Raw genomic sequence first — 17,489 nt, forward strand, 5'->3', positions numbered from 1 at the left:
GGCTCTGCGGCCCGAGAGGGCACGAGAGACGAGGGTAGTCCGCCGCGCGGCGCGGGACAAACCGCGTGACGCCCGACCGGGGCCGGGTACGGGCTCAGAGGCTCTGCACCCAGTTCCGAAGCAGCTGGATGCCGGCATCTCCGGACTTCTCCGGGTGGAACTGCGTCGCCGAGAGCGGGCCGTTCTCCACGGCCGCGAGGAACGGGTCCCCGTAGGTCGCCCAGGTGAGCACGGGCTGCGGGAACGGCGGGATCACGTCGAGAGTCCAGGACTGCGCCGCGTAGGAGTGCACGAAGTAGAAGCGCTCCTGCTCGATGCCGCGGAACAGGACGCTGTCCTTTCCCGGTTCCACCGTGTTCCAGCCCATGTGCGGCAGGACCGGAGCGTTGAGCTCGGTGACCGCGCCCGGCCATTCTCCGAGGCCCGCCGTGTCGTGCCCGCGCTCGACGCCGTGCTCGAACAGCACCTGCATGCCGACGCAGATGCCGAGCACCGGACGGCCGCCCGCGAGACGGCGGCCGATGATCTCGTCGCCGCCGTGGGCGTGCAGAGCGTCTCGGACGGCCTGGAACGCTCCGACGCCCGGCACGACGAAGCCGTCGGCCTCGAGCGCTTCGGAGCGATCACGGGTGAGCACGGCGTCGGCGCCGGCGGCGGCGAGGGCCTTCACCGCGGAGTGGACGTTGCCGGACTCGTAGTCGAAGACGGCGACCCGGGGCGTGGCGCTCACAGGGCACCCTTGGTGGACGGGATGCCGTCCACGAGCGGGTCCAGGGCCTTGGCCTGACGGAACGCCCGGGCGAAGGCCTTGAACTCGGCTTCCGCGATGTGGTGCGGGTCGCGTCCTCCCAGCACCCGCACGTGCACGGTGAGGGCGGCGTTGAACGTGATGGCCTCGAAGACGTGCCGCACGAGCGACCCGGTGAAGTGCCCGCCGATCAGGTGGTGCTCGAAGCCCGCGGGCTCCCCCTCGTGCACGAGGTAGGGACGACCCGAGATATCGACCACCGCCTGTGCGAGCGCCTCGTCCAGCGGCACGAGGGCATCGCCGTAGCGAGAGATCCCCGACTTGTCCCCGAGGGCGGCGAGGATCGCCTGACCGAGCACGATCGAGACGTCCTCCACCGTGTGGTGGGCGTCGATGTGGGTGTCCCCGGAGGCGCGCACCGTGAGGTCGGTCAGCGAGTGCTTCGCGAACGCCGTGAGCATGTGGTCGAAGAACGGCACCGAGGTGTCGATACGGCTCGCCCCGGTGCCGTCGAGGTTCAGCTCGACCTCGACGGTGGACTCCGACGTGCTACGCACGCGGCTCGCGGTGCGTGCGGTGGGCGCGGGGATGGTCATGATCCCGATCCTATCGAGGCCAGGGCGTCCAGGAACGCCGTCGTCTCCGCCTCCGTGCCGGCGCTGACGCGCAAGTGGCCGGGGATGCCCACGTCCCGGACGAGCACCCCCCGCTCGTAGAGGTGCTGCCAGGTCGCCTGCGGATCTGCGACGCCGCCGAACAGCACGAAATTGGACCACGACGGGTGGGGCGTGTAGCCCAGGGCTTCCAGCGTCGCGCTGATGCGGTCGCGCTGCTCCACGATCTCCTGCACCATGCCCAGCATGACGTCGGCGTTGCGGAGGGCGGCCACGGCGGCCGCCTGCGTGAGGGTGCTCAGGTGGTACGGCAGGCGCACGAGTCGCAACGCGTCGATGAACGACGGGTCGGCGGCGAGGTAGCCGACGCGGGCGCCCGCGAAGGCGAACGCCTTGCTCATGGTGCGGGAGACCGCGAGCCGCGGCCGGCCCTCGAGGAGCGTCAGCGCCGAGGCGGCATCGCGGGGCGCGAACTCCTGGTAAGCCTCGTCGACGATCACGACCCCGCGGGCCGCCTCGTAGACCGCCTCCACGACGTCGAGTCCCAGCGGTGTGCCCGTCGGGTTGTTCGGGGAGCAGAGGATCACGATGTCCGGGTCGGCATCGCGGACCTGCTGCGCCGCCTCCTCGGCGGTCACCGTGTAGTCGGGCTGACGGGTGCCGGCGATCCAGGACGCCCCCGTCCCCTTCGCGATGAGGGGGTACATCGAGTACGTCGGCCCGAAGCCGAACGCCGAGCGACCCGGTCCGCCGAAGGCCTGGAAGATGTGCTGCAGAACCTCGTTCGAACCGTTGCCGGCCCAGATCTGCTCCACCCTCAGGCCGTGCCCCAGGTAGTCGGCGAACGCCTCCCGCAGCGTCGTGAACTCGCGGTCGGGATACCTGTTCACATCCCGGATCGCCACCGCGATGTCATCGAGGATGTCACTCGCGACCTCGTCCGGCACCGGATGCGTGTTCTCGTTCACGTTGAGAGCCACCGGAAGTGGGGCCTGCGGCGCCCCGTACGGAGTGAGTCCGCGCAGATCGTCGCGGAGCGGGAGATCGTTGAGGGAGATGGTCACCCTTCCCATGTTAAGAGGCCGGCGCGGCACCGAGGCCATCGTGACGGCCGCAGCGAGACCACCGGAACCTGCCTGCCTCTTCCAGGATCGAGGCGCGCCCTACCGCTGTCAGTCCGTGTAGCGAGCCGGAAGCGCGAGCTCCTGGCCGACCTGAAGCTCGCCGCCGCGCAGCAGGTTCATGCGGCTGATCTCGCCGATGACATCACGGGGGTCTGCCTCGGGCGCGATCGTGCTCGCGATGGACCAGAGGGTGTCGCCGGGCATGACCGTCACCGTCTCGACGGAGGCAGCCGGTACATCAGCGCCGGACGCGATCGCACTACCTCCGCTGAGGGCGGCGAAGGCGATGCCCGCCGCGAGCGGGAGGGACGCGAGTGCGAGCAGGGTGCGCCGGCCGCGTGCCGTGATCCGCAGCCGGGTGGCCGGTCGGGCCGATGCCGGAAGGGCGGTCGCGGTGCTGAGGCTGATGCTGCTCATGTCTGCTCCTTAGCTGTCCCGGCGCCGTCGGCCCGGGGAGGTTGGTGTAGCTGTCGCATCCGCGTCTCGGCCGGGAGCCGCGAATGCGAAGCTACGTTCCGAAGATATCTTCGATTTCGAACATCTGTCAAGCTGTCTTCGAAACCCGATTCGAGGAATCGCCCGACACGCTCGAACAGATCTTCCAGATCCGCGCTCTTCTCGGATACGGTTTCGATAAGGACACCCCACCACGAGCCACCGACATTCGAAGCGGCACGTCGGATCACGCAGTGAAGGAGCACCATGAGCGACACCTCAGCCCTCGAGTCGGAGGCGCCGCGCACCCGCCGTCGCAAGAGCCTCAGCCCGAAGCAGATGGCGATCCTCGAGGTCATCCAGACGTCGATCGCGCAGAACGGCTACCCGCCGAGCATGCGCGAGATCGGCGACGCCGTGGGTCTGAAGTCCCTGTCCAGCGTCACCCACCAGCTCGGGCAGCTCGAGCTCAGCGGCTATCTGCGCCGCGACCCGGGGAAGACGCGCGCCATGGAGGTGCTCATCGACCTGCCCGGCACCGGCACCGGCACCGAGAACCCTGCGGACGTCGCGACGCCCGTCGGTGACGCCGCCCTGGTCCCCCTGGTCGGTCGGATCGCCGCCGGAGTCCCCATCACCGCCGATCAGCAGGTGGAGGAGATCTTCCCCCTCCCCCGGCAGCTCGTGGGCAAGGGGGATCTCTTCATGCTAAAGGTCTCCGGCGAGTCGATGATCGACGCCGCCATCTGCGACGGCGACTGGGTCGTCGTGCGCTCGCAGAACACCGCGGAGAACGGAGAGATCGTCGCCGCGATGCTCGATGGCGAGGCGACCGTGAAGGTCCTCCGGCGTCGCGACGGCCACACCTGGCTCCTCCCCCGCAACTCCGCGTTCGAGCCGATCCTGGGCGACGAGGCCGTCGTGCTCGGCAAGGTCGTCGCCGTCATGCGCGCCGTCTGAGACGCACGACGAAGGCCCTCCCGGTGCGCCGGGAGGGCCTTCGTCGTGTCGGGGATCGCCGCGTCAGGCCGTGACGACCACGTCCTCGCGCACTCGGCGCGTGGCCTCGACGATGTTGCGGAGCGATGCCGTGGTCTCGGCGTACCCACGGGTCTTCAGTCCGCAGTCCGGGTTCACCCAGAGCTGGCGGAGGGGGATCTCGTCGACCGCGCGCCGGAGCAGCGACTCGACCTCCTCGACCGTGGGCACGCGCGGCGAGTGGATGTCGTAGACGCCGGGGCCGATGCCGTGGTCGAAACCGACCTCCGCGATGTCCGCGACGACCTCCATGCGGCTGCGCGCCGCCTCGATCGACGTGACGTCGGCGTCGAGCGCACGGATCGCGTCGATGACGACGCCGAACTCCGAGTAACAGAGGTGTGTGTGCACCTGCGTGGCCGCCGCCGCGCCGCCCGTCGCCAGCCGGAAGGAGGCCACGGACCAATCGAGGTACGCCGGCTGGTCGGCCTGCTTCAGCGGGAGCAGCTCCCGCAGTGCCGGCTCGTCGACCTGGATCACCTGGATGCCCGCGGCCTCCAGGTCGGCGATCTCGTCGCGGAGAGCGAGCGCGACCTGGTTCGCCGTCTCACTCAAGGGCTGATCGTCACGGACGAACGACCACGCGAGGATCGTGACCGGACCCGTGAGCATGCCCTTCATGTGCTTCGCTGTGAGCGACTGCGCATAGGCCGACCAGGCCACCGTGATGGCCTCCGGGCGCGAGACGTCGCCCCAGAGGATGGACGGACGCGTCGCTCGAGAACCGTAGGACTGGACCCAGCCGTGCTCCGTGACCGCGAAGCCGTCGAGATGCTCCGCGAAGTACTGCACCATGTCGTTCCGCTCGGGCTCGCCGTGCACCAGGACGTCGAGGCCGAGGTCCTCCTGCAGGGAGACGACCGCCGCCACCTCGCGGCGCAGGAACTCCTCATAGTCGTCCGCCGGGATCTCTCCGCGGAGGAACCGGGCGCGGGCGCGGCGGATGTCGCCGGTCTGCGGGAAGGAGCCGATGGTCGTCAGCGGCAGCGCCGGCAGGCCGAGCGCGTTCTGCGCCTCCTCCCGCTCCGGGTACGGCACGCGGGAGAAGTCGGCGTCGGTCAGCTCGCGGGCACGCACCGCACCGTCACGCACGCCGGGAGCCGAGAGGCGATCCTGCAGCGCGGCAGACGCGGCCTCCAGCTCGGCATCGATCGCCGAGCGGCCCTCGGTCAGCCCGCGGGCGAGGGCGACGACCTGCTGCACCTTCTGATCCGCGAACGCGAGCCACGACACGAGGCGCTCGTCGAGAGCCGTCTCGTCGTCCACGTCGTGCGGCACGTGCAGCAGCGACGTCGAGGTCGAGGCCGACACGGGAGCGCCGAGCGCGCGGAGCGCCTCCAGCGAGGAGAACGCCGCGGCGAGGTCGCCCCGCCAGATGTTGTGCCCGTCGATCACGCCGCCGACGAGGGTCTTGCCCTCGAGACCAGGGGCCCCTGCCGGGACGGTACCGCGCACGAGGTCGACGGCGATGGCCTCGACGGGGGCGGCGGCCACGGTCGCGAACGTCTCACCGAGGCTCGCGTACGGCGCCGCGACGAGGATCGACGGACGCTGCTCAGCGCTCCCCAGGACCGCGAGCGCGCGCTCCGCGGCCGACGCGAGCTGCGTGGCGGTGGCGGGGAGGGACTCGCTCACGAGTGCGGGCTCGTCGAGCTGCACCCACTCGGCACCCGCGGCGCGCAGACGTGCGAGCAGGTCCGCGTACACCGGCAGCACGTCATCCAGCCGCGAGAGCGGCTCGAAACCCTCCGGCGCGTCGTCCGACGCCTTGGCGAGCGCCAGCAACGTGACAGGGCCGACGACGACCGGACGGGTCACGAATCCGTCGGCGACCGCTTCCGCGACCTCACGCACCAGTCGGTCGCTGGCGAGGGAGAACGCGGTCTCCGGCCCGATCTCTGGCACGAGGTAGTGGTAGTTCGAGTCGAACCACTTGGTCATCTCGAGGGGCGCCCGGTCGCCCTCGCCACGGGCGACGGTGAACAGCGCCGGCAAGCCGATCGTGCCGTCGGCATCTCGGAGGTCGTCGAAGCGCGCGGGGATGGCGCCGACCGTGACAGCGGCATCGAGGACCTGGTCGTAATACGAGAAGGACTCCGGGATCGCCGAGTCCGTCCGCCCGAGGCCGAGAGCGGCGAGACGCTCACGGGTCGCCGCGCGCAGTTCCGCGGCCGTCTGCTCCAGCTCCTGCTCGTCGATGCGGCCCGCCCAGAACGCCTCGACGGCCTTCTTGAGTTCGCGGCGGCGGCCGATGCGGGGGTAGCCGAGGATGGTGCCCTCGGGGAATGCGGTCATGGTGTTTCCTTTCGGCGGGGACTAGTGCCGGAGAGCCGGGACGATGCCGGCTTCGGCGAGGACGGTCAGGACGGTCTCGTGCTGGTTGAACGCGTAGAGGTGGACGCCGGGAGCGCCGCCGGCGACGACGTCGGCGGCGAGGCGCGCGGCCCAGGCGATCCCGATCTCCCGGCGCCCCTCGGCGGTCGGCTCGACGTCGAGGGCGATCGCCAGCTCGCTGGGCAGGTCTTCCCCTGTCAGCTCCAGCACGCGCGCCAGTCGCGCCGGCGACGTGATCGGCATGATGCCGGGGAGGATCGGGATAGTGACGCCGCCCGCCCTGGCGCGCTCGACGAAGGCGAGGTAGTCGTCCGGGTGGAAGAACAGCTGCGTGATCGCGAAGGTCGCCCCCGCCGCCTGCTTCGCCAGCAGCGCCTCCACGTCCTGTGCGCGGTGCGTGGCTCGCGGATGCCCCTTCGGGAAGGCCGCGACGGCGATGTCGACCTTCTGGCGCGGCGCAACGAGCGCGGCTCCCGGTAGCCCGGGCACCGGCGACTCCTGGTAGGGGGCGCGCTCGGCCTGGACCCGATCGATGAGCTGCACGAGCTGCGCGGCGCTCTCCAAGTCTCCGAGGAAGGGCTCGCGCTGTCCCGCGGGCGGGTCGCCGCGGAGGGCGAGGAAGCGGAGGATGCCGGCGTCGAGGAACTCCCGGATGAGCGCCGTGGCCCCGGCGTACGTGTTGCCGACGCAGGTGAGGTGGGCCAGGGGCTCGACATCGGTGTGCTCGCGGATGAACCGCAGCACGTCCAGAGAGCGACCTCCCGTCGAGCCGCCGGCTCCGTATGTCACGGAGAGGAACTCGGGGCCGGCGGCGGCGAGGCGACGGACGGTCTCGTGCAGCGCATCCTGGCTCGAGTCCGAACGCGGCGGATAGAGCTCGAAGGAGAACGGCACACGGGAGGCACGGGAGGCGTCGATCGTGGAAGACATCTTCTCTCCAAGGGACAGGGGCCGGGGTCCGCGCACGACGAAGAACACGTCGTTCGCGGGCGGGTGCCGGGCTCGGCTGTCGCTCCACGCCCGGGGTGGACCGGGCGTTTCCAGAAACCTAGAACACCCTCTCGGTCCCGTGCACGAGTGTGACGCCCTGTGTCACGGCCCATAGGCTCGAGGCATGTCCACCCCGTTCGGTTCCTGGTCCTCCCCGTTCACCGCCGCTGCCGTCGCCGGGGCGGCTCCGCGCATCGACGGCGCCCGTTTCGCGGGTGACGAGGTGTGGTGGGGCGAGTCGGTGCCGGCCGAGGGCGGACGGGTGACGGTGCGCAGCTCGACGGGAGCGGAGATCCTCCCCGCGCCGTGGAACGCCCGCTCCCGCGTACACGAGTACGGCGGCGGCGCGTGGACGGCGGACGGCGACACGCTGTACTTCGTGTCGGGCGCGGACCAGCGGGTGCATCGCATGGACCGCGGCGCGCAGCCGCTGCCCCTCACCGCCGAGGGGCCCGCGTACGGCGGGCTGCGTGTCCAGAGCGGCCGTCTGCTGGCGGTCCGCGAGGATCTCTCGGCCGTCCCGCACCTCCGCGCGGTCGTGGAGATCCCGGTGGACGGGTCGGCCGCCGACGACCCTGCGGCGGTCCGCGTGATCACCGAGGGTCCCGGGTTCTTCGCCCACCCCGCACTCTCACCGGACGGCAGCCGCCTCGCGTGGGTCGAATGGCAGGCCGACAGCATGCCCTGGGAGAGCGCGACGCTCGCGATCGGAGCGTCCGCCGGCGGGACCGTGACACGGGTGCCGACCTCCGCAGCCCTGCAACCGGAGTGGGTCGACGACGACGCCCTCGTGTTCGCGGACGACACTTCGGGTCGCTGGCAACTCCAGCGTCTTGCGCTCGACGGCCTCCGCCCCGGTCCGACGAAGGCGCTGACCTCGTCGGACGCCGATACCGGGTACGGCCTCTGGGTGCTGGGCAACCGATGGTTCCAGGTGCTTGAGGACGGACGCCTCGTGGCCGTCCGCACGAACGGTCGCGACGCGGTGCAGCTCGTGTCCTCGGAGGGCGAGATCCGAACGATCGCCGTGCCTGGCGACGGCCACCTCAGCGTGGACGACGTCTCCGGCTCCCGCGTGCTGCTCAGCGGGGACGGCTCCGCCGTGACCTCCGGCGTCTGGTGCGTCGATGTCGCGACGGGCGCCGTCGACACGGTGACCGGCGGCGCCCCGGTCGACGAGGACTGGATGCCGGGGGCGCAGCAGCTCGTCGTCGAGGGGGCGCACGGCCCGGTCCACGCGTTCGCGTATCCGCCCGCAGCGCCAGGGGCGACGGGCACCGAGGGCGAGCTGCCGCCCTACGTCGTCCTCGTGCACGGCGGTCCGACGGCCCACGTCACCGGGGCCGCCTCCGCCACGATCGCCTTCTTCACCAGCCGCGGCATCGGCGTGCTCGACGTCAACTACGGCGGGTCGACAGGCTACGGGCGCGCGTACCGTGACCGCTTGCAGGGGCAATGGGGCATCGTCGACGTCGACGACGTGATCGCGGCGGCCCGCGGCCTCGCGGACGCCGGGCTGGCCGATCCCGCCCGTATCGCGATCCGAGGCGGCTCGGCGGGCGGCTGGACGGTGCTCTCCGCGCTCGTGCGTGGCGGGACGTTCGCCGCCGGGATCAGCCGCTACGGTGTCGCGGACCTGCGGATGCTGGCCGCCGAGACGCATGACTTCGAGGCGTCCTACCTCGACGGCCTCGTCGGACCACTGCCCGCCGCCGAGGACGTGTACATCGAGCGCTCGCCCCTGACGCACGCCCACCGCATCGATGTGCCGGTGCTCCTGCTCCAGGGCGAGGACGACCGTGTCGTGCCGCCGTCCCAGTCGGAGGTCATCCGCGACGCGCTGGTCTCGAACGGCATCGACCACGAGTACGTGCTGTATCCCGGCGAGGGCCACGGATTCCGCAGGGCGGAGACGATCGTGGACGCGCTGGAAAGAGAGCTGGCGTTCCTCGGCCGGGTCTTCGGCTTCACCCCGCGTCCCTGAGCCGGGACGGCTACTCCCCCATCCGGTTGCGCAGGCGCATGGCGCGTTCCGCCTCCCGCGAGTCCTGACGCTCGCGGAGAGCCTGGCGCTTGTCGTACTCGCGCTTGCCCTTCGCGAGGGCGATCTCGACCTTGGCGCGACCATCAGAGAAGTACAGCTTCAGCGGGATGAGCGTGTAGCCGCCGGCGGAGACGGCGTGCGCGAGCTTCGCGATCTCCTCCCGGTGCAGGAGGAGCTTCCGGATGCGCTTGGCCGAGTGGTTGGTCCAGTGGCCCTGCGAGTACTCCGGGATGTGTACGGCGTCGAGGAAGACCTCGTTGCCCTTCACGAAGGCATACCCGTCGCTGAGGTTCGCGCGGCCCTGGCGGAGCGACTTGACCTCGGTGCCGGTGAGCACCATCCCCGCCTCGTACGACTTCTCGATGTTGTAGTCGTGACGCGCGCGACGATTGGTCGCGATGACCTTCTCCCCGCGTTCCCTAGGCATGATGATCTCCTGTGCTGTGGTGCTGTGGACGGCTCGACAGCGGATCGGTCGAGCAGCCTTTCAGGGTATCAGGTGCGCAGCCAGCGACGGATCGCGAAACCGGCGGACAGTGCGGCCAGCACGACACCGATGCCCACGAGGACCGGGACCACGAGGATCGCATCCTGCATGGTGACCCAGGTGGTGATGAAGGGCACCCGCCCGCGCAGGTAGCCGTTCACCCCGAAGTGCATTCCGGCGATCACGGCCGCGCTGGCGAGGGCCGAGCCCAGCAGCGCCGCGAACACCCCCTCCAGCACGAACGGCGTCTGGATGAACCGGTTCGAGGCGCCAACCAGGCGCATGATCCCGATCTCCTTGCGCCGCGCGTACGCCGACAGCCGGATGGTCGTGCCGATGAGCAGGGTCGCTGCGATGAGCATGAGGACCGCGATCCCGACGGCGATGTAGGTCGCCACGGTGAGCGCGGAGAACAGCGGTTCGAGGTATTGGAGCTGGTCCTGCACCTGCTCCACTCCGGCCTGACCGCTGAACGCCTCGGCGAGCACCTGCGACTGGCCCGGGTCCTTCATGGTGACGAAGAAGACCTCGAACGCCTGATCCGGTGAGAGCACGCTCGCCTGCTCCTCGCCGACCTGCTCGACGAGCTTGGCGTAGGTCTCCTCCTTCGTGTCGAAGGTCAGCGAGCTGATGAGCGGCGACAGGGCGTCGCCCTCGAGCTGAGCCCGCACGGCGGCGACCTGCTCCTCGCTCGCGGCGCCGTCCACGCAGGTGTCCGATTCCGACACCGCGGAGCACATGTAGACGGCGACCTGGGCGCGCTCGGCCCAGTAGCCGCGCATGACACCGATCTGGGACTGCATGAGGATCGCGGCGCCGACGAACGTCAACGACACGAAGGTGACGAGGACGACGGAGATCACCATCGAGATGTTTCGCCGCAGGCCGACGAGGGCCTCGGTCAGGATCAGGCCGATTCTCATGAGGTCGGGCCCACTTCCTCGTCGTCCTGGTCGGACAGTCCGAGGCGGTCTGCGACGCCGAGCTCGGCGACATCCACCTCCGGGAGCGCGATCGGATGCGTGCGCGGCCCGGCGGCCGCCGGCCGCTCGGCGACAGACCGCGGCTGGACGGGGGGCTCCGCGGCGTCCGGCGGCTCCACGACGCCCGGCTCCCGTTCGGGTTCCGGGGGCTCCACGAGCTGCGGCGCCGGGTCGGCGGCGGGTCTGGTCACGGCGGGCGACGCTGCGGCCGCACGGCGCTGGGCGTCCAGCTCCTCGGCCAGTGCGGCGCGGACCACGGAGAGGTCGGCGGTCTGGCGCTGCACCTCCTGCACGGCGGTGAGCGCGGCGGCCGCGGCGGCGCCGCGCACCTCCTCGGGCACCAGGCGCGGGATGTTCGAGGTGTCGCCGTAGCCACCGTGCACCTCATCGCGCACCATCTCGCCGTCGCGGAGCTCGATGACACGACGGCGCATCTGATCGACGAACCCGGCCTCGTGCGTGGCCATGAGCACTGTCGTGCCACCGGCGTTGATCCGCGCGAGCAGCTGCATGATGTCGACGGAGGTCGCGGGGTCGAGGTTTCCGGTCGGCTCGTCCGCGAGGAGCACCTGGGGACGGTTGACGAGCGCCCGCGCGATCGCGACACGCTGCTGCTCGCCGCCCGAGAGCTCGTGCGGCATGCGCTTCTCCTTGCCGTCGAGCCCGACGAGCGCCAGTGCCTCCGGCACGGCCTGCTGGATGAACCCCCGCGAGGAGCCGGTGACCTGCAGTGTGAAGGCGACGTTCTGGTAGACGGTCTTGGACGGCAGCAGCCGGAAGTCCTGGAACACCGAGCCGATGTGACGGCGGAAGTAGGGGACCTTCCGGTTCGCGAGCGCCCGGAGGTCGCGACCGAGGACGGCGACCCGACCGGTCGTGGGCACGTCCTCGCGGAGGATGAGCCGCAGGCAGGACGATTTGCCGGACCCGGAGGCGCCGACCAGGAAGACGAACTCCCCGCGCTGCACCTCGAAGTCGACACCGGAAAGCGCGGGCTTCGACGTCCCGCGGTAGCGTTTCGTGACGTTCTCGAACCGAATCATGGCGATTCGAGCCTAAGCGCGCCATCTGTCCCGGCCGCGCGCGACACCCCGCCGCGGGGCACGCCGGATGGGTAATCCTCCCCGTCCTCTCACCCCACCGACGTCATCCCCGGCTGCTATACAGAGAGTGTCGATTCGCGTCGACCGCGCGAGCGCGCACACGGAGGGGACCCCCATGACGACACCTGCTGGCTGGTACGACGACGGTTCCGGGCGCCTGCGCTGGTGGGACGGCCAGCAGTGGACCGAGCATTTCGCGCCCGTCGAGCAGACGCCCGCCGAGCAGACACCTGCCGAGCAGACACACGCGGAGCAGACGCCCGCGGAGCAGACGCCCGCGGAAGACACCCCCGTGGAGTCGGCTGTCGCGCCCGCGGACGGCCTCGCAAGCGAGTCCCTCACGGAGCAGCCGGCCGCATCGACCGGGCACCCCGCCCCCGAAGGGGTCGCCGCCGAACGCGAGATCGCCCCGGACGAGCCCGCGACGGACTTCATCGTTCCGCCCGAGCCCGCGCAGGACTGGACGGCGCCGAGCAGCGGCGCGCACGACCTCCCTGGCGCGGCGCCGATCCTCCCCCCGTCCTCGAGCGGAGCCGACACCGGGCACGCCGCCTCTCCGCCCGCGGCACCGTCGCACCCCGGCCAGGGCGGGTATCCGGCTCAGGAGGCGCCCGTCGACCAGGCCCCGTACCCGAGCCAGGCCCCGTACCCGAGCCAGGCCCCGTACCCGAGCCAGACCGCTTACCCCGGCCAGGCGCCGTCCGTCGGCCAGCCCGCATACCCGGGTCAGGCAGCGTACCCCGGGCAGCCGTCGTACCCGGGACAGACCGCCTACCCCGGGCAGCCGTCGTACCCGGGCCACCCGGCCGCTCCCTCCGGCCCGAAGAAGGTGTCCGTCCTCGGCCTCGTCGGCCTCGGGCTCGCCGCTCTCGGCCTCATCCTCGCCTTCATTCCGGTCACGCTTCCCTTCGCCTGGTTCCTCCTCGCGGCGGGCTTCATCGTGTCGCTGATCTCGCTGTTCCTGAAGGGCACCAAGTGGCCGGGGATCACGGGCCTCGGGGTTTCCGTCCTCGGCGGGATCGTCGCCGTCGTGGTGAGCATCGTCTTCGTCCTCGCGATCGCGAACTCCGTACGTCCCGACAGCCTTCCCGGGGTCGACCAGGGCACGAGCGAGAGCCCGGACGGCGGCACGGACGAGGTCGTCGAGGGCACCATCGGCGAGCCCGTCACCGTGTCGCAGATGTCCGGTACCGCCGAGGTGACGATCCGGTCCGCCACCTGGGGGCCGTCCAACGGCTCCGACTTCGAGGCGACCAACGGCGGTTATCTGGTGATCGACCTCGTCTGGGAGACGCTCGACGGGACGACCAACGTCAATCCGCTCTACTTCGCGGTCGAGACCGCAGACGGCACGGAGGGCGACTACGACATCTTCGGCGATGCCACGCTCGAGTCCGGCGAGCTGACGGCCGGGACGTCGGCGGAGGGCACGATCTCGTTCGATGTCGCCCAGAGTTCGTCCTACGTCGTCGTCATCACCGACGAGCTGCTGCAGGAGGTCGCCCGCGTGACCGTCGAGGCCACGGCCCGCTGACGCACGCCGCTCGCTCTCATGACGAAGGCCCCGGGGATCCCGGGGCCTTCGTCATGGGGTCAATCCTCGTCTTTGCGCTTGCGCCAGCGGATGCCGGCCGAGATGAAGTCGTCCAGGTCGCCGTCGAACACGGCCGCCGGGTTGCCGGACTCCTGGCCCGTGCGCAGGTCTTTCACGAGCTGCTGGCCGTAGAGGAAGTAGGAGCGCATCTGGTCGCCCCAGCTCGCCGTGATGTTGCCGGCCAGCTCCTTCTTCTTGGCGGCTTCCTGCTCCTTCTGCAACAGGAGGAGGCGGTTCTGGAGCACGCGCATGGCTGCTGCGCGGTTCTGGATCTGCGACTTCTCGTTCTGCATCGACACGACGATGCCGGTCGGGAGGTGGGTGATGCGCACGGCGGAGTCGGTGGTGTTCACGGACTGTCCACCGGGGCCCGAGGAGCGGAAGACGTCGACCCGGATGTCGCTTTCGGGGATGTCGACCTCGGTCGCCTCCTCCATGAGCGGGATGACCTCGACGGCGGCGAACGACGTCTGACGCTTGTCCGCCGAGCCAAACGGGCTGATGCGCGCGAGGCGGTGCGTACCGGCCTCGACCGAGATCGTGCCGAAGGCGTAGGGCGCGTCGATCTCGAAGGTCGCCGACTTGATGCCCGCGCCCTCCGCGTACGACGTGTCCATGACCTTCACGGGGTACTTGTGACGCTCCGCCCAGCGCAGGTACATGCGCATGAGCATCTCGGCGAAGTCGGTGGCGTCGTCGCCGCCGGCGCCGGAGCGGATGGTGACGATCGCGCTGCGCTCGTCGTACTCGCCGTCGAGCAGCGTCTGCACCTCGAGCTGGTTGATGAGGTCGGTGAGCGTCTGGAGCTCCTTGCGCGCCTCGATCGCCGACTCCTCGTCGCCCATCTCGTTCGCGAGGTCGACGAGCACTTCGAGGTCGTCGAGGCGCTGGGAGATGCCCGTGATGCGGGCCAGCTCCGACTGGCGGTGGCTCAGGGCGCTCGTGACCTTCTGCGCGTTCTCGGTGTCGTCCCACAGGTCGGGGGCACCGGCCTCCTCGCTGAGGCGCGCGATGTCCTCGCGGAGACGGTTGACGTCGACGACCTCGCTGATGTCGCCGAAGGTGTGCCTGAGCGCCTGGATTTCGGCGGAGAGATCTAGTTCGAGCATGACACCTCAGCCTAACGTGCCGTCCGCTCCCGCGGCGACGTCCGGGACCGGGGCGCGATCCCGGTCGGGGTAGCGTGAGGGGCGTGAGCAGCGCATCCACGGTCCTCCGTCAGTTCGGGCCGATGGTGTACCTGCCCACCGTCCTCTTCTCGCTCGGCGAGGGAGCGGTCATCCCCCTCATCCCGGTCATCGCGGCGTCGATGGGTGCGGACGTGGCCTTCGCGGCCCTCGTCGCCTCGGCGCTCGTGGTCGGCCAGCTCTGCGGCAACCTCCCCGCCGGGTGGGCGGTGGGCCGGATCGGCGAACGCTTCACGATGGTGATCGCCGGTGGCATCGCGATCCTCGCCGCAGCCGGCATGGTGTTCGCGCCGTCACTCGGGGTCCTCGCGGCATCGGTGTTCCTTCTCGGACTGTGCGCGGCCGCGTTCGGGCTCGCCCGCCACGCGTTCATGACCACGCGGGTGCCGCTGGCGTTCCGAGCCCGCTCGCTCTCCCTGCTCGGCGGCAGCTTCCGCCTGGGCATCTTCATCGGTCCGTTCGTCTCGGCCGGGTTGCTGCAGCTCTTCGGCACCGAGGCCGCAGCGATCTGGTTCTTCCTCTCCTGCCTCGTGGTGATGGTCGTCCTGGTGCTCTTCGGCCCCGATCCGGAGAAGACCGTCGCCCCGCTGCGGACGACCGTCCGGTTCGCGGAGGACAGCGGCGAGGCCGTGAGCGGGTCGATCCCGACGGTCGAGCGGGCGGGGATCTTCCAGACGATGTGGCGGCAACGCGGAGTGCTCGGCCGGCTCGGACTCGCCGCGGCCTCGCTATCGGCGGTGCGATCGGCACGGCAGGTCGTCCTGCCGCTGTGGGGCCTGTCGCTGGGTCTCGACGCCTCGACCATCGCCCTCGTCGTCGGCGTGTCCGGAGCCATCGACTTCGCCCTGTTCTACGCCAGCGGCCAGGTCATGGACCGCTTCGGCCGACTCTGGGCGGCGATGCCCGCGATGGTGCTCATGGGTGCGGGCTTCCTCGCCCTGTCGTTCACGCACGACCTCGACTCCGCGGTGCTGTGGTTCGGGATGTTCGCGGCCGTGCTCGGTGTCGGCAACGGACTGTCGAGCGGCATCCTCCTGACCCTCGGCGCCGACGTCGCCCCGAAACGCGACCCCGCAGCCTTCCTCGGCTCGTGGCGGACGCTGACCGACGCCGGGGGCGCGGTCGCTCCGCTCCTCGTCTCGGGCATCACGGCGATCGCGTCCCTGTCGTTCGCGGCCGGGGCGATGGGCCTGATCGGGCTCGTCGGCGCGGCCGGGTTCCTCCGCTGGATCCCCCGGTTCGTCCCCCGCACTCCCCCGGGCGCACCGGCTCGCCCGGAGGGCGACTGAGCGGTCGCGCGCCTCCGGGCTCGATCCACGCTCCGAGAGATCGGCATTCAGTGCAGAGCCGTGCGACTCGTGGCGGTCGCCTGGAGCGGCACTCCGTCGGGCACGAACGGCGAGATCAGCGGCGGGCGCCAGGTCGCCGCGACCGTGACGCGGGCACTGACACCGTCGGGCGTGCCCGCCTCGACGACGGCCGCCTCGAAACCGGCATCGTGGACGAACGGACGAACCTCCTCCGAGACTCCGTCGTCGGTGAGCGCCGCCCGCAGCGTCTCCCCCTCCGCCTGAAGAGTGAAGCCGTCGGCCCCCGCCAGCGCCGCCGCATCGGCGAGTCCGTCGAGGCGCTTCTGGGCGATGTAGAGGTCCGTCGCGCAGACGCAGACGAAGACGACGGCGAGCGCGAGGACCACGTAGCCGAGGACGAGCAGCAGAACACTTCCCTCGTCGGCCCCTCTCGCTCGCTGTCGCGGGTCGCGCGCTCGCGACGTCACTCCGCGCCCCCTCTCCGCGACGCCTTGTGCACCGAGACCGCCTCGACGGGGACGGAACCCGCCCGGTCGAATCCGGGGACCTCGGGAACCAGAGGCAGCGGCACGCGCGCCGTGAGCTTCACCACCACGGTCGCACCGGGCGAGGGGCACGCCGACGCCCGGGGGACGCAGGACACGGCGACATCCATCCCTCGGGGATCGATACCGTACTCGGCGGCGATCTCGCCCAGGACGCGCTCGCCGCGGGTGGCCGCCTCGGCGGTGCTGGGTGCCGAGGCGACGGCACGAGCCGCCTGACGGGCCGCCGCCACGAGCCCCAAGGACTGCTCCTGCACCGCCCCGAGCGCGATCACCAGGTACAGCAGCGGCACGAGCAGAATCACCCCGACGGCGACGAACTCCAGGGAGCTCGAGCCCGACTCATCTGGCATCGAACGACTCCGCCGGTGCGTGAGCTTCCACATCCAGACCGGCCGGGACCCCGAGCAGGCCGAAGACCGGGAGAGTCGTGCGGATCCGCACGCCGACGGTCTCCTGGCCGTCTCGCCGCGACATCGTCACCGCGATGTCGTCCGCATAGGAAGCGCCGACGGCACGGGTGATGACCGCGCGCGCCCGCTCCTCCCCCTCCGCGAGGGCGGTGTCGGCCAGGGCGGCGTGATAGGCGCCCTCGACCGCCGCATCATGGACGACGTTGCGCACGTAGATCGCGAACGCGACCTGCAGCACCGCGAGAGTGAGGGCGGTGAGAAGCGTGCCGACGAGCACGAACTCCACCGGGTTCGACCCACGCTCCTCGTCGATCGCTGCGGGCACGTCAGAGCCCCGACACCCGTTGGATGGCTTGCTCGAACAGGGAGGTGAGCGCCGGCCCTGCGACCGCCCAGATGAGCACCACGAGCCCGGCGGTCATCAGTGTGACGAGGACCCAGCCGGGGACATCGCCCCGTTCGTCGTTCCAGAAGGCACGGAGCGTCGCATGCGCACGAGAGATCATGCCGGCCAGTGTGGCGCGGGTCCCCCGATCGGCG

At 70.8% G+C, this 17,489-nt stretch carries 18 protein-coding genes; 4 read left to right on the plus strand and 14 right to left on the minus strand.

Features of this window, described 5'->3' with window-relative positions; genetic code table 11:
* Positions 1–94: 94 nt before the first annotated feature.
* The 4 genes from hisH to FY549_RS15460 all read right to left on the minus strand — a co-directional run bounded on the left by hisH (position 95) and on the right by FY549_RS15460 (position 2,903).
* Positions 95–730 (minus strand): imidazole glycerol phosphate synthase subunit HisH, encoded by a 636-nt coding sequence (gene hisH / locus FY549_RS15445; protein ID WP_149085760.1) that lies wholly within the window; start codon positions 728–730, stop codon positions 95–97.
* Positions 727–1,344, minus strand: a complete 618-nt coding sequence (gene hisB / locus FY549_RS15450; protein ID WP_060922523.1) for an imidazoleglycerol-phosphate dehydratase HisB — start codon at positions 1,342–1,344, stop codon at positions 727–729. The genes hisH and hisB overlap by 4 nt, the downstream gene beginning before the upstream one ends.
* Positions 1,341–2,426, minus strand: a complete 1,086-nt coding sequence (locus FY549_RS15455) for a histidinol-phosphate transaminase (protein ID WP_149085761.1) — start codon at positions 2,424–2,426, stop codon at positions 1,341–1,343. The genes hisB and FY549_RS15455 overlap by 4 nt, the downstream gene beginning before the upstream one ends.
* A 108-nt stretch (positions 2,427–2,534) precedes the next feature.
* A complete protein-coding gene (locus FY549_RS15460) occupies positions 2,535–2,903 on the minus strand; it encodes a LysM peptidoglycan-binding domain-containing protein (RefSeq protein ID WP_149085762.1) in 369 nt (122 codons plus the stop codon).
* A gap of 285 nt (positions 2,904–3,188) precedes the next feature.
* Here FY549_RS15460 and lexA point away from each other — a divergent pair, with 285 nt between their 5' ends.
* Positions 3,189–3,881, plus strand: a complete 693-nt coding sequence (gene lexA, locus FY549_RS15465; protein ID WP_149085763.1) for a transcriptional repressor LexA — start codon at positions 3,189–3,191, stop codon at positions 3,879–3,881.
* A 63-nt stretch (positions 3,882–3,944) separates the two neighbouring features.
* On the opposite strand, the gene metE is transcribed toward lexA, so the two are convergent.
* Positions 3,945–6,254 carry a 5-methyltetrahydropteroyltriglutamate--homocysteine S-methyltransferase gene (gene metE, locus FY549_RS15470; RefSeq protein ID WP_149085764.1) on the minus strand — a complete coding sequence of 770 codons (2,310 nt, stop codon included), beginning with the start codon at positions 6,252–6,254 and terminating at the stop codon, positions 3,945–3,947.
* Between the two features lie 21 nt (positions 6,255–6,275).
* Positions 6,276–7,223 (minus strand): methylenetetrahydrofolate reductase, encoded by a 948-nt coding sequence (locus FY549_RS15475; protein ID WP_149085765.1) that lies wholly within the window; start codon positions 7,221–7,223, stop codon positions 6,276–6,278.
* A gap of 184 nt (positions 7,224–7,407) precedes the next feature.
* On the opposite strand from FY549_RS15475, the gene FY549_RS15480 reads away from it, so the two are divergent.
* The gene (locus tag FY549_RS15480; RefSeq protein ID WP_149085766.1) at positions 7,408–9,267 is read left to right on the plus strand and encodes a S9 family peptidase; all 1,860 of its coding nucleotides are present in this window, start codon (positions 7,408–7,410) and stop codon (positions 9,265–9,267) included.
* A gap of 10 nt (positions 9,268–9,277) precedes the next feature.
* Here the strand turns inward: FY549_RS15480 and smpB are convergent, their stop codons facing one another.
* From smpB to ftsE, 3 genes are all read right to left on the minus strand, one after another.
* Positions 9,278–9,754 (minus strand): SsrA-binding protein SmpB, encoded by a 477-nt coding sequence (smpB, locus tag FY549_RS15485; protein WP_149085767.1) that lies wholly within the window; start codon positions 9,752–9,754, stop codon positions 9,278–9,280.
* A 68-nt stretch (positions 9,755–9,822) separates the two neighbouring features.
* Positions 9,823–10,737, minus strand: coding sequence for a permease-like cell division protein FtsX (ftsX, locus tag FY549_RS15490; protein WP_149085768.1), 915 nt, complete (start codon positions 10,735–10,737; stop codon positions 9,823–9,825).
* A complete protein-coding gene (gene ftsE, locus FY549_RS15495) occupies positions 10,734–11,840 on the minus strand; it encodes a cell division ATP-binding protein FtsE (RefSeq protein ID WP_149085769.1) in 1,107 nt (368 codons plus the stop codon). Before ftsE ends, ftsX begins: the two co-directional genes overlap by 4 nt.
* 175 nt (positions 11,841–12,015) lie before the next feature.
* Here ftsE and FY549_RS16820 point away from each other — a divergent pair, with 175 nt between their 5' ends.
* On the plus strand, positions 12,016–13,434 hold the full coding sequence (locus tag FY549_RS16820; RefSeq protein ID WP_149085770.1) for a DUF2510 domain-containing protein: 1,419 nt from the start codon (positions 12,016–12,018) through the stop codon (positions 13,432–13,434).
* Positions 13,435–13,493: 59 nt separating this feature from the next.
* Here the strand turns inward: FY549_RS16820 and prfB are convergent, their stop codons facing one another.
* Positions 13,494–14,603, minus strand: coding sequence for a peptide chain release factor 2 (prfB, locus tag FY549_RS15505; RefSeq protein WP_149085771.1), 1,110 nt, complete (start codon positions 14,601–14,603; stop codon positions 13,494–13,496).
* Positions 14,604–14,725: 122 nt separating this feature from the next.
* On the opposite strand from prfB, the gene FY549_RS15510 reads away from it, so the two are divergent.
* On the plus strand, positions 14,726–15,970 hold the full coding sequence (locus FY549_RS15510; RefSeq protein ID WP_149086143.1) for an MFS transporter: 1,245 nt from the start codon (positions 14,726–14,728) through the stop codon (positions 15,968–15,970).
* A 47-nt stretch (positions 15,971–16,017) separates the two neighbouring features.
* Here the strand turns inward: FY549_RS15510 and FY549_RS15515 are convergent, their stop codons facing one another.
* From FY549_RS15515 to FY549_RS15530, 4 genes are read right to left on the minus strand one after another with little or no spacing between them, the layout of a single operon-like run.
* The gene (locus tag FY549_RS15515; RefSeq protein WP_149085772.1) at positions 16,018–16,458 is read right to left on the minus strand and encodes a pilus assembly protein TadG-related protein; all 441 of its coding nucleotides are present in this window, start codon (positions 16,456–16,458) and stop codon (positions 16,018–16,020) included.
* The gene (locus tag FY549_RS15520) at positions 16,455–16,889 is read right to left on the minus strand and encodes a hypothetical protein (protein WP_200838757.1); all 435 of its coding nucleotides are present in this window, start codon (positions 16,887–16,889) and stop codon (positions 16,455–16,457) included. The genes FY549_RS15515 and FY549_RS15520 overlap by 4 nt, the downstream gene beginning before the upstream one ends.
* The gene (locus tag FY549_RS15525) at positions 16,879–17,274 is read right to left on the minus strand and encodes a TadE/TadG family type IV pilus assembly protein (RefSeq protein ID WP_149085774.1); all 396 of its coding nucleotides are present in this window, start codon (positions 17,272–17,274) and stop codon (positions 16,879–16,881) included. Before FY549_RS15525 ends, FY549_RS15520 begins: the two co-directional genes overlap by 11 nt.
* A 1-nt stretch (position 17,275) precedes the next feature.
* The gene (locus FY549_RS15530) at positions 17,276–17,455 is read right to left on the minus strand and encodes a hypothetical protein (RefSeq protein ID WP_149085775.1); all 180 of its coding nucleotides are present in this window, start codon (positions 17,453–17,455) and stop codon (positions 17,276–17,278) included.
* Positions 17,456–17,489: the final 34 nt, after the last annotated feature.

The sequence above is a fragment of the Microbacterium sp. 1S1 genome, from assembly GCF_008271365.1.
Lineage (GTDB): Bacteria > Actinomycetota > Actinomycetes > Actinomycetales > Microbacteriaceae > Microbacterium.

Excerpts from the sequence above, each read along its gene's own strand:
- hisB (WP_060922523.1), bottom strand. The coding sequence starts at position 1,344 with ATGACCATCCCCGCGCCCACCGCACGCACCGCGAGCCGCGTGCGTAGC.
- FY549_RS15460 (WP_149085762.1), bottom strand. The coding sequence starts at position 2,903 with ATGAGCAGCATCAGCCTCAGCACCGCGACCGCCCTTCCGGCATCGGCC.
- lexA (WP_149085763.1), top strand. The coding sequence starts at position 3,189 with ATGAGCGACACCTCAGCCCTCGAGTCGGAGGCGCCGCGCACCCGCCGT.
- metE (WP_149085764.1), bottom strand. The coding sequence starts at position 6,254 with ATGACCGCATTCCCCGAGGGCACCATCCTCGGCTACCCCCGCATCGGC.
- FY549_RS15475 (WP_149085765.1), bottom strand. The coding sequence starts at position 7,223 with ATGTCTTCCACGATCGACGCCTCCCGTGCCTCCCGTGTGCCGTTCTCC.
- FY549_RS15480 (WP_149085766.1), top strand. The coding sequence starts at position 7,408 with ATGTCCACCCCGTTCGGTTCCTGGTCCTCCCCGTTCACCGCCGCTGCC.
- smpB (WP_149085767.1), bottom strand. The coding sequence starts at position 9,754 with ATGCCTAGGGAACGCGGGGAGAAGGTCATCGCGACCAATCGTCGCGCG.
- ftsX (WP_149085768.1), bottom strand. The coding sequence starts at position 10,737 with ATGAGAATCGGCCTGATCCTGACCGAGGCCCTCGTCGGCCTGCGGCGA.
- ftsE (WP_149085769.1), bottom strand. The coding sequence starts at position 11,840 with ATGATTCGGTTCGAGAACGTCACGAAACGCTACCGCGGGACGTCGAAG.
- FY549_RS16820 (WP_149085770.1), top strand. The coding sequence starts at position 12,016 with ATGACGACACCTGCTGGCTGGTACGACGACGGTTCCGGGCGCCTGCGC.
- prfB (WP_149085771.1), bottom strand. The coding sequence starts at position 14,603 with ATGCTCGAACTAGATCTCTCCGCCGAAATCCAGGCGCTCAGGCACACC.
- FY549_RS15510 (WP_149086143.1), top strand. The coding sequence starts at position 14,726 with ATGGTGTACCTGCCCACCGTCCTCTTCTCGCTCGGCGAGGGAGCGGTC.
- FY549_RS15520 (WP_200838757.1), bottom strand. The coding sequence starts at position 16,889 with ATGCCAGATGAGTCGGGCTCGAGCTCCCTGGAGTTCGTCGCCGTCGGG.
- FY549_RS15530 (WP_149085775.1), bottom strand. The coding sequence starts at position 17,455 with ATGATCTCTCGTGCGCATGCGACGCTCCGTGCCTTCTGGAACGACGAA.